Source organism: Spirosoma fluviale (assembly GCF_900230225.1).
GTDB lineage: Bacteria > Bacteroidota > Bacteroidia > Cytophagales > Spirosomataceae > Spirosoma > Spirosoma fluviale.
Window position 1 is genome coordinate 219,602 of record NZ_OCNH01000006.1, and the last position, 12,721, is coordinate 232,322.

At 53.6% G+C, this 12,721-nt stretch carries 14 protein-coding genes; 6 read left to right on the forward strand and 8 right to left on the reverse strand.

Annotated elements, in window-relative coordinates:
• Positions 1–66: 66 nt before the first annotated feature.
• Complete coding sequence (locus tag CRO74_RS25870) at positions 67–948, reverse strand: PPK2 family polyphosphate kinase (protein ID WP_097130562.1); 882 nt, start codon at positions 946–948, stop codon at positions 67–69.
• 183 nt (positions 949–1,131) lie between these two features.
• Between CRO74_RS25870 and msrA the strand changes: the two genes are divergently transcribed.
• From msrA to CRO74_RS25900, 6 genes are all read left to right on the forward strand, one after another.
• A complete protein-coding gene (gene msrA, locus CRO74_RS25875) occupies positions 1,132–1,695 on the forward strand; it encodes a peptide-methionine (S)-S-oxide reductase MsrA (RefSeq protein ID WP_097130560.1) in 564 nt (187 codons plus the stop codon).
• Positions 1,696–1,964: 269 nt separating this feature from the next.
• Positions 1,965–2,480, forward strand: coding sequence for a hypothetical protein (locus tag CRO74_RS25880; RefSeq protein WP_097130565.1), 516 nt, complete (start codon positions 1,965–1,967; stop codon positions 2,478–2,480).
• 102 nt (positions 2,481–2,582) lie between these two features.
• Positions 2,583–3,275, forward strand: coding sequence for a LolA family protein (locus CRO74_RS25885; RefSeq protein ID WP_097130284.1), 693 nt, complete (start codon positions 2,583–2,585; stop codon positions 3,273–3,275).
• Entirely contained in the window at positions 3,272–3,730 is a 459-nt protein-coding gene (gene yidD / locus CRO74_RS25890) for a membrane protein insertion efficiency factor YidD (protein WP_097130286.1), read from the forward strand. The genes CRO74_RS25885 and yidD overlap by 4 nt, the downstream gene beginning before the upstream one ends.
• Positions 3,727–4,599 carry a hypothetical protein gene (locus tag CRO74_RS25895; RefSeq protein ID WP_097130288.1) on the forward strand — a complete coding sequence of 291 codons (873 nt, stop codon included), beginning with the start codon at positions 3,727–3,729 and terminating at the stop codon, positions 4,597–4,599. The genes yidD and CRO74_RS25895 overlap by 4 nt, the downstream gene beginning before the upstream one ends.
• Entirely contained in the window at positions 4,541–5,374 is an 834-nt protein-coding gene (locus CRO74_RS25900; protein WP_097130290.1) for a hypothetical protein, read from the forward strand. The genes CRO74_RS25895 and CRO74_RS25900 overlap by 59 nt, the downstream gene beginning before the upstream one ends.
• A gap of 123 nt (positions 5,375–5,497) precedes the next feature.
• On the opposite strand, the gene CRO74_RS25905 is transcribed toward CRO74_RS25900, so the two are convergent.
• The 7 genes from CRO74_RS25905 to CRO74_RS25935 form a co-directional block, all read right to left on the reverse strand.
• Positions 5,498–5,905, reverse strand: a complete 408-nt coding sequence (locus CRO74_RS25905) for a TM2 domain-containing protein (RefSeq protein WP_245877983.1) — start codon at positions 5,903–5,905, stop codon at positions 5,498–5,500.
• 213 nt (positions 5,906–6,118) lie between these two features.
• Entirely contained in the window at positions 6,119–7,537 is a 1,419-nt protein-coding gene (locus CRO74_RS25910) for a Gfo/Idh/MocA family protein (RefSeq protein WP_097130293.1), read from the reverse strand.
• Between the two features lie 19 nt (positions 7,538–7,556).
• A complete protein-coding gene (locus CRO74_RS25915; protein WP_097130295.1) occupies positions 7,557–8,522 on the reverse strand; it encodes a phosphotriesterase family protein in 966 nt (321 codons plus the stop codon).
• A gap of 13 nt (positions 8,523–8,535) precedes the next feature.
• On the reverse strand, positions 8,536–9,939 hold the full coding sequence (locus CRO74_RS25920) for an FAD-dependent oxidoreductase (protein WP_097130297.1): 1,404 nt from the start codon (positions 9,937–9,939) through the stop codon (positions 8,536–8,538).
• 38 nt (positions 9,940–9,977) lie between these two features.
• Positions 9,978–10,805 (reverse strand): sugar isomerase domain-containing protein, encoded by an 828-nt coding sequence (locus CRO74_RS25925; protein ID WP_097130299.1) that lies wholly within the window; start codon positions 10,803–10,805, stop codon positions 9,978–9,980.
• An 11-nt stretch (positions 10,806–10,816) separates the two neighbouring features.
• Entirely contained in the window at positions 10,817–11,701 is an 885-nt protein-coding gene (locus tag CRO74_RS25930; RefSeq protein WP_097130301.1) for an ROK family protein, read from the reverse strand.
• Positions 11,702–11,797: 96 nt separating this feature from the next.
• Entirely contained in the window at positions 11,798–12,586 is a 789-nt protein-coding gene (locus CRO74_RS25935; protein WP_097130303.1) for an SDR family NAD(P)-dependent oxidoreductase, read from the reverse strand.
• Positions 12,587–12,721: the final 135 nt, after the last annotated feature.

Consider the following 12,721-nt stretch of genomic DNA (forward strand, 5'->3'; position numbering starts at 1 on the left):
GGAAAGCCGCTATGAGTTTGGATAATAACGACTTTTAACCGGACTATGCACGGCTTTCCAGCCGTATTACTGGGCTTTAATGATGGGGATAAGCTTCTGTAATTCTTTGAACCGCTTTTCGTCTGGTTCCGGATTCTGGATGGGCAGCTTTTTAAGCTCGTCGATGATGATTCGACCAACCAGTAAACGCATGTTCTTTTTATCGTCGGCCGGAATAACGTACCAGGGTGCTTTGTCGGTGGCAGTTTGGGTAATGCACATTTCGTAGGCATCCTGATAAGCGTCCCAGAATTCTCGCTCTTTTACGTCGCCTTCCTCAAATTTCCAGTTCTTCTCTGCGTCTTCGATGCGGGCAATGAGCCGGTCGGCCTGTTCCTCTTTGGAGACATGCAGGTAAAATTTGACCGTTGGAAAGCCATTACGACTTAAAAAGGTTTCCATATCCTGAATGGCTTCGTACCGGTGTTTGAAGAGTTTGTCCAGATCTTCCGTTACTTTTTCGGGCAGTCGCTGGCTCTGGGTCAAAATTTCTGGGTGGACTTTGGTGACAAGTACTTCTTCATAATACGACCGGTTGAAAATGCCGATTTGGCCCCGTTCGGGCAGTTCACGCCAGCTGCGCCACAGAAAATCATGGTCGAGTTCCTGATCGGTGGGCCGTTTGAACGAATACACCTGCACCCCAGCCGGATTGGTTCCGGTAAACACGTGCTTAATGGTACCATCTTTTCCGGCAGCGTCCAGCGCCTGAAATACAACTAACAGCCCATACCGATTGTACGAGAACATCCGCTCCTGCCACTTGTCGATCTCGGCCGACTGTTGACGGAGCAGGGCTTCGTAATGGTCATCATCTTCGTAGAGGTCATCTACTTTGGTGGGTGCTTTTTTGATCTTGAAGGGCTTATCTCCATCGTAACGGAAACGGTCGGTGTCGAAATCTTTCACAGGCACGGGGGCGCAAACTTTACGCGGATCAGTTATGTTATTCGTTAGACTTTACAACCACAAACCTAACGAATGGTTGCGATTACACTTCGCAAACTAACTGCCTTACTGATAACGGTGCTTACTGCGGCTTCTGGTCGCGGGGCGGTCCGTGCATCGGCGGGGCAAACAAAACAAAACCGTATGAATACCGATCAATCTGCCAATCTGGCCAAAGCAACGTTTGGAACGGGCTGTTTCTGGTGTACAGAAGCCTTGTATGAATCACTCGACGGCGTCTTTGGCGCGGTATCCGGCTACGAAGGGGGGCAAAAACCGAATCCAACGTATAAGGAAGTATGTACTGGCACCACCGGCCATGCCGAATGCGTTGAGGTAACTTACGACCCGGCCAAAATCACGTATCAGGAGTTGCTGGAAGCGTTTTTCCGAAGCCATGACCCAACATCGCTGAACCGCCAGGGCGAGGACGTGGGCACGCAGTACCGGTCGGTGATTTTTTACCACAACGACGAGCAGAAAGAGCTGGCCGAAATGGCAAAAACAGAACTCGACAAATCCGGTGCGTACGACCGCCCGATCGTAACGGAAATCAGCCCCGCTGAAACCTTCTACGAAGCCGAAGCCTACCACCAGAGTTACTTCGCCAACAACCCCAATCAGGGCTATTGCGCCTTTGTCATCGCGCCTAAGGTCGACAAGTTTAAGAAGGTGTTTAAGGAGAAACTGAAGCCCCAAGTGGCTTAATCTCCTCGAATGGATCACAAAAGAAGGTTGCTCAAGCGGGCAGCCTTTTTTTATGGCTATGGCTTTTCCTGACAGGGTCCTGATATTATCGGTCAAAGTAGGAGCACATTGATTTATTTATAAGTAACTAAATTTTATGTTAATGGTCATTAAATTTAGGGAATGGTAAACTATCAGACCGATAAATAATTGGATACCTTTTAGGCTTGGTAGCCCATCAGATTCCCGTTTACTTTGTCCTGGATTCTAACGTAAATCAATTTTTTCAGATGAAAAATTTCAACTTTTCTATTTTGCTTATTCTCGGCTTGTTTGTCGGAACCCAATCTTTTGCACAATACGTCCCTGATAAGGGCTCGAAGTTATTAAACCTCGGTATTGGCGTAGGTGGTTACGGTGGCATCGGTTTTGGCGGTGGCGGTATTGCTTTTGGCGGCTCTTTTGAAGCTGGAGTCGCTAAGAATATCACCGTTGGTGGCATTGCCAGTTTCCGGTCTTACTCGGGTGTTGGCTCTTATTACAGCATCGGGGCAAGGGGCTCTTACCACTTTAATGAATTGTTGAATATGTCGGATGAGAAAGTAGATCTATACGGAGGTTTAGGATTGATCTATAGTGGCTTCTCCTATAAAGATGGCTTTTTAAGTTCTGCTTACAACTATGGCGGGATTGATCTGGGCCTACACATTGGCGGTCGTTACTTCTTTAGCGAGAAAGTTGGTGGCTTTGCCGAAGTTGGCGTAGGGGTTGCTCCGCTTCAGTTAGGGGTTACCTTCAAACTGTAAGTAGTGGCCTGATAAAGCAGGTATAGTTTATGAAAGGGGACAATCCCGGTCGCTAAATGGCCGGGATTGTTTATTTTTGGGCGTAGTCAATACCCACCGTCCATGAATCCTGTCCTTTTACTACTTGCGGGTAGTCTCGTTTTGTTGTCTCCCCAAACCATTGATCGTCTGTCGGCTACGGTGACCACCCGGCAGGTCCAGCAGGGTAAATCCGTTACCGTTCGGGGCGAAATGTTCTACCAGCGGAACGGGAATATGGTCACCCACTTCACCTTCCCGCGTGAGGTTATCATCCTGGCCAATAAACTCGGCGAAACCCGGATCTACGACCCCAACCGAAACGCCGTCATTCGCTACCAGAACGAATCATTTAGCACGCAAACCACACAGCTGGCTTTTTTTCTGAATGGCACCACCTCCGATATGGGATTGAGCCGACTGGGATTTGTGCAGGATAAAACAACGGCCAACGGCAAACTGCTGATTACGGAGTGGCGGCTCAAAACGCCCAACGCTAAACTGCCCATTCAGCGGGTCCGGATTGTGTACGACCGGGCAAACCCGATCTATATGCACTATGCCGATGGAGCTGGGAAAATAATCCGGAAAGTATTCTACTACGGTTATCAGCCCATCGAGGGTCGGCCTTTTCCGGCTACGACAACCGAAATCGTTTATCAGGATAAGGATTCGACCGTATCGAAAACGGTTTATGCTGATTTTCGTCTGAATAACGCGGCCAATAGCCCGTATTTCGATTATACCATTCCGGCAACGGCCAAAACAGATCAATGAAGCTGGTTATAACCTTGCTGGTCGTTGCTCTGGGAGGAACAACCAGCCTTTGGGCACAGACGCCCGTATCGGATCGGCAACTGCTCGCCGACCGTGATTTTCAGAATAATGCCGCGTTTGCCCAGTATCGCGGAGCAGGCAACTCCAATCGGGTGGTTCAGTACCGGAAGCAAAGCTGGCTGGCGAAGTACAACCCCGTTTCGCTGACCTTAAAAGGAGCCATGCTGGGGTATCAGCGGCTGATGTCGCAGCAACTGGCCCGAAGTTGTCCCTACGAGATTACCTGCTCCAATTTCAGCAAACTGGCCATTGAGGAGTATGGAATTCTGAAAGGGGTTTTCCTAAGCGCCGATCGCATCATGCGTTGTAATCGTATTGGTTTGCTGGACGTACCCCCAATGGACATAAACCCGGCCGATGGTACCATTCTTGACCCGCTGAGCCGTTACCGATGAATAGACTTCGTTATGGGCTGCTGGTTCTGGTCTGCCTTCTGGCTGAATCAGCCTTTTGTCAGACAGGCACGTTTAGTCGTGAATGGCAATTTGCCCGGTATTTATCCGAGAAGGAAGCAAACGATGAGGCTGCTTTTGTGCTTCAGGCAATTGATAAACAGGCGCTCTCGGCTGCGCAACGGGACTCACTGGCTTACCTGAGGGGCTGGCTGGCTTATGGTACAAAATCGCTCGATGAAGCCAGTCGCAACTTATTGGCGGTGTCGCCGGGATCGCCGTTTTATGTGAAATCCCGCTACTTTGGCGCGTATTGCCTGTCGTTTCAAACCCAACGCGATTCGGCACGTATAGTCATGCAGGGTTTACCGGCTACAGACTCTACACTCATCGAATTAAGAGCCTTCGAACAAGCCGGGCTGGCTCTCCTGCAACGTCGGTATAGCCGCTATGACATCCTCCGCCAACAGTTCAGTTATTCGTCCTACGCATTAAGTGCCGAAGAAACCCGGCTGGATGCGTACCGGAAAGGGCTGGCGGCCCAGAAACGACGTTCACCCGCCCTGGCGGGCCTGTTCAGTGCCGTTTTGCCGGGTTCTGGAAAAGTATACGCGGGCAAACCGAAGCAGGGCATAGCGGCTTTTTTACCCCTGCTGACGCTGGGTTTATTGACGTGGGAAGGTTACCGGAAAGACGGCCCCACGAGTTTACGCTTTTTGGGGTTTGGCTCGCTCTTTACCGTGTTTTATATAGGTAATATCTGGGGAAGTACGCTGGCGGTAAAAGTCCGGCGCGATGAATTTAACCGGGGTTATGACAACAAGATTTTGTTTGATATGCACATTCCTTTGCGGAATCTGCTCAATCGCTAAGGCACAAACCCCGCTCGCTCAGGTCGACTCACTCTTTGCGTCGGGGCAGTTTCTGGCGGCTCGTGTGGGGTATGAGCGCGTGCTGTTTACGGCTGAATCGTCTGCTCTACAGGTTGGGGCGGTTATGGGAAAAGCCCGCTGCCTGAAACAACAGGGGCTCTATGCGCAGGCTGTTACGTTCCTTAACAGTCAGACTCAGCCCGGCTACCCGGATAGTTTGCTGTATCCGCTTCGGCGGGAGCAGATTTTGTGTGCGTATCTGGCCGGACAGTTCGAGAACGCACTTTCGTTGCTGGACCGTTTGCCTTATCTGCATCCCGAAGTTCCGCCATCACCGTTGCTGATGGCGATTCGGGTACTCTCCCTGAATGAGTTACGGCGCTGGCCCGAAGCAGCTATAGCCTACCATAAATTGGCAATGATGGCCCAAGCCGACACGTTGTCAATGCCTTACAGGCAATTACCTCATCTCAAAAGTGAAAAGAAGGCGCAGTGGCTTTCGACCTTTATTCCGGGTGCCGGTCAATTCTACGCGGGCAGACCCGGCGAAGCGGCTCTGAGTATCGTGATGCAGTCGGCGGGTTTGTATTTTGGGATTACGAGCTTTTTGCAAGGCTATTACCTGTCTGCCTGGGGCGTAGGGGCGGGTCTGTTTGGCTCGTTTCACGCGGGGGGCGTGCGGAGGGCGGAGGTACTCGTACGGCAGTTGAATGAACGAAGGGCTGCTGCGTTTAACGCAAACGTGCGGCAACAAGTACTGGAGATGGTGAAATAGGGGAGAGGTGATTAGTGAAGTGGGTGGAGTCGTGGAGTGAGTAAGTGGCTAACGCAAATTTTGCTTACGTGTCAACCACTTACTTACTCCACGACTCCACCCACTTCACTAATCACCTACTTACTAGTTATTCGCCCACATGAAAAACTTCGAGTTGTCAACGTAGGGCGAAATGTCTTCGTTGTGCATGATCAGAACGATAAAATCGATCAGGGGAACAACACCAAAAATACCACCACAGGTTAGGATATAACCAACCCAGGTTAGGGTTTGTGTACCCAGATATAACCGGTGAATACCTAACCCGCCAAGGAAAAAGTTCAGCAGTATGGCTGGAACAAACTCTTTGCTTGCTTTTACGCGGGCGGTACCGGTTAAGCTGCCCGCCATTTGCTGGCTCTCCAACAGGTTAGTGCTGACAGCTGCCAGACTGACATCTTCGCTCTGAGCGATCAACTGTTCAACCTGCTGATCATTAATTACATAAGCGTCTGCGGAGAGATCGGCAGCCCGCGTTGTTAATGTTGCCACGGTGAGAAGGCAAAAAACGAACAATTGTTTCATATCGATATAAAGTGTGTAGTTAAGTTCAAAAATACAGATAATCTTAACAGATAAATACTCAATACTTAAAAAGCCACAGCTAATTTGGCTGAGTAATTATACGGTATCCTACACAGTTTCCATCTAATTTGCAAGCCCCCTTTCCGCGTTGCGTTCACTGTACAGAGAGTACAGTATACATCAGACGGTTTTGACGAGTTTCATGCCCACGGGGTCCCAATTGATGACTTTCTTCTGAGCGGCACTCATGTTTGCCGCCAGCGAAGGAGCAGCCGCCCGTAACCCAAATTCAGCATCTTCTTTAACCAGCGATGGGTTATTGGCCCGAATGGCATTGAAGAAAACGATCATGTGATCCAGCCGGTCATCATAGTTGGCCGGGGTGTTGAAGGCAATAGCGGGTTCGTTCTTGATTTCGCGGGTGTACTGGCCGGCCGGGTATTTCTGGTCATACTGCCGGATAAACTCGTCCTGCATCGCTTGTGGGTAGGTGAATAACGCGTCGTACCCTTTGCTGTACATGGGCGCGTTGGGCCGTTTGAGCCGGTTCATGACAAACGAATTCCAGCCAATGTCGATCACGCCTTCGGTACCCACTAGCCGCGTATGAATGTCACCCCCGGCCCCCGTAGCCAGATTGACGCGCGTCGTAAACTGGAACGACGGATTTTTATCGGTCTTTGGGTAATCCATAATGGCCGTCACCAGGTCGTAGGCATCACGGCCGTCTTTCCAGAAATTCAGATCGCCCAGGGCGAAAATCCGCGTTGGGCCCTGCGAGCCCGTAATGGTGTGCAGACCGGTAATGAGGTGAACGAATAAATCTCCGGCAACGCCCGTGCCGTAGTCGGTGTAGTTGCGCCAGCGGAAAAACCGTTCGGCCTGAAATGGTCGTTTGGGTGCGTCGCCCAGAAAACGATCCCAATCCACGTCTTTGGGGTTGAGGTTGGGGGGCATGGTGTACTGCCACGCACCCAGCGCATCGGTACGATCCAGAAAGGTTTCGACCGATGTCAGCTCACCAATATCACCGGCCTCGTACCGTTTTTTCGCTTCCAGCACGGCCGCGCTGCTCGCCCGCTGGCTACCTACCTGAAAGACTTTGCCCGATTTCTTGTGGGCGTCGATCACGGCTTTACCCTCGTCGATGTGGTGAATCATGGGTTTTTCGCAGTAGACATGCTTGCCCGCCCGGAGTGCATCAATCGAAATACGATCATGCCAGTGGTCGGGAACGCAGATGAGCACGGCGTCGACGTCTTTCCGGGCCAGCACTTCCCGATAATCGCGGGTGATAAATAGGTCTTTCCCCCAAACTTCTTTGGCCCGAACGAGTCGTGGGTCGTAGAGGTCTGCCACGGCAACAACTTTCGTGCCCGGCACACGCAGGGCTGTATTCAGGTCATAATGCCCGATAATGCCCGCACCAATAAGGCCAATGTTAATGGTATCGGCCGCAGAGCGGGGTTTTAGCGGTTTGATCAGGTGGACGGGAGCCGCCGACATACCCGCCGTTTCGGCGTTGACCAGCGTTCCGGTACCCGCCAGCAAAGCGGTAGAACCACCCAGTTGGCGAAGGAATTTTCGTCTTGAATTCATCGTAGAGATAGTTAAGTGTTCAGGTGATTAAGTTCGGTTTGCAGAAGCTGTATAGAGCGGCCGGATTGTCGATCATGAGTCGGTTCCAGTACTCGCCCAGGCCGCGCCGATAGAGTTCGTCGCGGAAGGTGGTAAGCAGGTACGTCAATCCCGGCGAGCCGCCGTACGATTGCCAATAGGTGTTTCGGGCGGCATCCATCCCGACGGTAATCTGGTCGGGGAAATCGGGCAGCAGGGCTTCCAGCAGCCGGTACGTCCAGTTTTCCTGCTCTTTCTTCCAGCGAAAAGCACTGTCAAATTCAACCCGAATGCCGGTTTGCAGCAGGTCGCGGTGGTAGCTCAGATCGGTATAGCGGTCCACGTGCGAGATGACCACGTGCGATAGATCAGCCCCGAGTTTGTCGAACAGGCTGGCCTGCGCCAGTGCGTGAAGCCCGGCGTTTGTGTGGGTCAAAATGGGTACGCCCGTAGCCCGGTGCGTGTTGACCACTGCCCGGAAAATCAGTTCCTGATGCGGGGTTATGGGGTCATCGCCGGTGGCCAGTTTGATCATACCGGCTTTGTGGGCTGTCCGCTCCACCACGGGGCCGTTGTAATCAAAAGCGTCGATGCCCTCTTCCACATCGGCGATGAACAGCCGCGTTAGCTGGTCTTCCGAATACTGATACCGCCAGTGGTGTGTCGGGTAATAGATTTCCAGATGAATACCCGTTGGCACCACGATCTGAATGCCCGTTCGGCGGGAGACCTCCGCCAGTTTCAGCACATTGCGGCCGCAGTTGGCGGGCATGGTGTCGACCATTGTCCGGCCACCGGCCCGGTAAACCTGCGTCAACTCGGCAGCTACCTTATCGACATCATTCAGCAGAAAATCGGCATTCGCCAGCGTCGGAAAGCTTTCCTCGATAATAAGGTGTTCGTGGGCGTAGGTGATGCCCGCCTGTGTGGCAGGAATATCCCCCAATACGGTTCGAATAAACGACATGATATGGGTTCGTTTAGGAAATTGACGGGCTTGCCAACCGGCTTTGGTGGTTGTTCTTCCACCCATTCCGGGAGGTATCGGCCACCCTATCCGGCAGGTCCAGAATAGCGCCCAGCCGGAGAAGTTCTTCCTGTAAAGAGCTGATCGTAATTTGGCTGGCCGGTTGGTCGTGCTGTAGTGACTGCACCGAAGCCAGCCCGGCGGCCTGCCCCATCGACATGGTTTGCGCCATAGACCGGCAGGACGCGTGGGCATCGTGCGTGGCCGAAAAACAGCGGCCTACGACCCAAACAGTCTGGCTGTTTTTCGGGACAATCGTACCGTAGGGAACGCCATACACGCCCGCGCCGGGAATGTACTCCCAGTAGGTTTCTTCGGTTCCGTGCTGGTCGTGGCGGTGGTCTTCAATGGGTGCTCCGCAGAGAAAGATCCGGTTGTCGGGCAGGAGCCCGGCCATGCATTCGGCCTTCGTAAGCCGATGTTCGCCGTACACGCGACGGGTTTCCCGAACGCCAATCTGGTGCGACAGACCGATGATGTTTGCCTGTGCAAAACCCGGCACCTCGTCCCGGAAAAAGTCTTCATAGACGAACGCCTGCCGCCGACCTTCGATTTCGGCTTTCGTCAGTTCATCCGCGTTGAGTGCCGACAGACCGGCCACTTTGACAGCAACGGTCGAAATACACTTTTGGGCGTTCATTTCGTGGGCCGAGCCTTCTTTCCGGGGGAGTGGGTGTCGCCCGCTGCTGACAGCCTCCTGCATGGTGCGGGCCAGCATCTTTTTGCCGCCCGCCCGTTCGTACTCGTCCAGCTCCACATTGCTCATGCGGAAGGTCGTGGTCAGGCTTTGCGCGGGCTCGTGTTCCCCCGCTATTTCGTAGGCCAAACCCGCCAGATGGCAGAAATCGGCATCGCCCGAGGCATCGATAACCCGCCGGGCCAATATTTTCTGAAAGCCGCCTTTATTCCAGAAAATACAGGCGTGTCGCTCTCCATCCGCGGCTACGTCGATGAGCGTCGTGTGCAGCAGATACCGGATACCCTGCTGCTGAATTAACTGATCCCAGACGAGTTTCAGGCGTTCGGGGTTGTAGTTGACGCCTGTTCCGGCCCCGTAGGTATTGGGACGAAGGAAGATGGCCCCGGCCCGGTCGAGTTCGTCGACGATACGGTCGGGCCAGCCGCCCACGATTTTGCGGGGTGTTTCGCCGGGGGTGAAAAAGCCGTAGAACGTATCGAGCATCTGGGTGGAGCTGCCTCCCGGAAATCCGTAGCGTTCGACCAGCATCACCGAGTACGCGGGCTTGCCGGAGGCAGCGGCCAGTGCCGCCACGCAACCCGCCGACCCCGCTCCAATGACGAGAATGTCCGTTTCGGCCAGCAGTGGAACGTTGAGGTAATTGAAAAGAGTAGCCATAGTTAGACACTAAACGGTTGTTTGCCTACTGGAACGCATCAGAGCTGTTCCGGGCCGGGCGTTGGTTGCTGTTCGCTCACGTAAGAAGGCACGCCCACCCGTTGGTAGAGTTTGGCAAGCCGGTGAGCGTGTTCATCATACGCGCTTTCGAATAGCGAGACGGCTTTTTCCGGCCCAACTACATTGCCCGCCGAGAGCACGGTGGGCGGACGACCGGCCTGGGTAAGAAGCTGGGCCACTTCGGCTTTGATGCAGTTCACCAACACCGCGCCCCCGACGGTAGATCCGGGCGCAACGGGCGTATCCAGACCCGGCACTGTCAGCATGGCATCGCCAACGGGAGCACCCGTGTCCAGCACCAGATCGGCAAAGTCGCTCAGTTTTTTGCCGTCCTGCCGCTTGCTGGTGCTTTTTTCGGCATGTTGTTTCGTAATCAGGGCCACTACTTTAATGCCGTTTTGCTGGAACAGTTCCGCCATCTCAATGGGTACCACGTTGGAGCCGCTGGATGAAATGACCAGTGCCGAATCGAGCGTCGACAGGTCGTAGTTGCGGAGGATTCTCCCGGCCAGACCCGGCACGTTTTCCAGAAACATGGCCTGACGCTGTCCGTTGGCCCCCACAACGAGGTTATGAAACGAAAGGGATAGCTCAACAATGGGGTTGAAACCCGCAAACGAGCCGTAGCGGGGCCACATCTCTTCGACCATTATCCGGCTGTGACCACTGCCGAACAGATGCACCATCCGCCCGGCCAGAATCGTCTGGCTAAACCAGCTGGCGGCCAGTTGAATGGCTTCTGTCTGTTGCTCGATGGTAGCCAGGATGCCCCTGGATCGCTCAATGTACTCGGCTGTCATGTTCATGTTATAGGTGGTTAATCGTTCAGGAAAGCCGCAGCACCAATGGCTCCCGCCCAGTCTTCAAAATAGGCTTTTCGTACAGTTGTTTTCTTTCCGGCGGGCCGCCACTCAAACAGGTTCAGGAACGTTTGAAGCGGGTTGAGCAGGGCCTCATCGGCCTGCATGATGCCACCGCCCAGCACCACGATCTCGGGCGAAAAGGCATTGGCCAGCGAGGCAATGGAAACGGCCAGATGCCGGATCGACGTTAGCCAGACCAGAGTGGCGAGGGGTTCGCCCTGCCGGTGCCCGTCGACCAGTTCGTGGGTGGTTTTATAACGACCAAAGGACCGCTGGCCAACGGTTACGTTGCCAATGGCATCTTCCAGACTGCCGGGCATGTTGGTGATGTCGGGGTGAACGCTATCGGCGTTGACGGTCATGTGGCCGAGGTGCCCCGCCATCTGGAAGAAGCCCTGGTACAAATGGCCATTCAGCAACAGGCCACCGCCAACGCCCGTACCGAGGGTGATCATCAGCCCGTGCTGAGCGCCTTTCAGTGCACCAAAGCGGGCTTCGGCCATGAGGGCCGCGTGGGCGTCGTTCAGTACGCGGACCGGTTTGCCCAGGTAAGCCGACCAGTCGAAACCTTCCAGTCCCTGCAACCGGCCGGGCATACAGGCAATGGCGGTATTGTCGGGCGTGGGAAGTCCCGGTGCCGACAAGCCAATCCCCTGCACCGGTTCCGTAGCGGACTCACTCAGCGCCTGAACCGTATCCGCTACGGCTCGTTGCCAGTGACTGCCTTCTCCATCGCCGGTTGGGGTAATCAACTGCTGAAGAACGCTGCCGGTGGTCGTGTCGATCAAAACGCCCTTGATGCGTGTGCCGCCTAAATCAATGCCTATTGCCTGACTCAATGTGGTTATTGGTTATTGAGTTAATAATTTATTGGATGATTAGTTGCAGGATGCCGATTATCAATAACCAATCACCCATTAACCACTAACCATTTACTAATTCTGCCCTTCGCTCACGCTCCAACCCCCATCAACTGACAAGATCTGACCGGTGGTGAACAGCGATGCGTCGGAGAGGAAGTAGACGGCGGCTCCGTCGAGGTCGGTGGGGTGCCCGATTCGGCCACCGGCCAGGGGTTGTTTGGTCTGAATGAACGATAGAATGGTGTCGTCCTGAGCGGCCCGTTGGGCCATGGGTGTTTCGACCAAAGCGGGGGCCAGCACATTGATGCGTATGTTGTTCGGAGCGTAATAAGCCGCAATGGAGCGCGTAAAGCCAATTACGGCCGATTTTGTAGCAGCATAGGCATGGGTGGCAAAATGGGTAGGGGAGGGTGAATAACCCAGAACGGAACCCATATTCAGGATGGTGCCGCCCGTTCCCTGCGCCAGAAAGGCCTGCACAGCCGCCTGATTCGATAGCATGAGGGATGTCAGGTTGAGGGCAAAGGTTTGATTCCAGCCGTCGAGGGTGAGTTCGTGCAGCGGGCCGTCGCCGTACCGCCGACCACTGCCGCCCGCCACGTGGTAAAGTCCATCGAAACCGCCAAAATGCTGCTGGCATTGGGCAATTGCCGTTGGGGCGGTGGTTGGATCAATGGCATCGCCACTTAGAGCGATCCCGCTGCCCTGTAGCTGGGCTTCGGCGAGCCGTCCACTCTCTGCATCGCGCCCCACCACAACTACCTGCGCTCCTTCCCGAACGAACGCTTTGGCCGCCGATAATCCTAAACCGGTTGTTCCGCCGATAATGACAATTCGTTTCTGTTCTAACCATTGGCTCATAACAACGGATTCAACGTTTCTTTTTCCTGAGTCCGAAGGTATAAATAATGCATTACTAATCAAACAACTTATTATAATAAGTAGCTAATTTTTACTGTAAAAAACTGATTTATAATAATATAGATAATATTGAAT

Bases quoted from the DNA above. Each gene is read 5' to 3' on its own strand.
- msrA (WP_097130560.1), top strand. From the start codon at position 1,132: ATGAATACCGATCAATCTGCCAATCTGGCCAAAGCAACGTTTGGAACG.
- CRO74_RS25895 (WP_097130288.1), top strand. From the start codon at position 3,727: ATGAATAGACTTCGTTATGGGCTGCTGGTTCTGGTCTGCCTTCTGGCT.
- yidD (WP_097130286.1), top strand. From the start codon at position 3,272: ATGAAGCTGGTTATAACCTTGCTGGTCGTTGCTCTGGGAGGAACAACC.
- CRO74_RS25920 (WP_097130297.1), bottom strand. From the start codon at position 9,939: ATGGCTACTCTTTTCAATTACCTCAACGTTCCACTGCTGGCCGAAACG.
- CRO74_RS25910 (WP_097130293.1), bottom strand. From the start codon at position 7,537: ATGAATTCAAGACGAAAATTCCTTCGCCAACTGGGTGGTTCTACCGCT.
- CRO74_RS25915 (WP_097130295.1), bottom strand. From the start codon at position 8,522: ATGTCGTTTATTCGAACCGTATTGGGGGATATTCCTGCCACACAGGCG.
- CRO74_RS25925 (WP_097130299.1), bottom strand. From the start codon at position 10,805: ATGAACATGACAGCCGAGTACATTGAGCGATCCAGGGGCATCCTGGCT.
- CRO74_RS25935 (WP_097130303.1), bottom strand. From the start codon at position 12,586: ATGAGCCAATGGTTAGAACAGAAACGAATTGTCATTATCGGCGGAACA.
- CRO74_RS25880 (WP_097130565.1), top strand. From the start codon at position 1,965: ATGAAAAATTTCAACTTTTCTATTTTGCTTATTCTCGGCTTGTTTGTC.
- CRO74_RS25900 (WP_097130290.1), top strand. From the start codon at position 4,541: ATGACAACAAGATTTTGTTTGATATGCACATTCCTTTGCGGAATCTGC.
- CRO74_RS25885 (WP_097130284.1), top strand. From the start codon at position 2,583: ATGAATCCTGTCCTTTTACTACTTGCGGGTAGTCTCGTTTTGTTGTCT.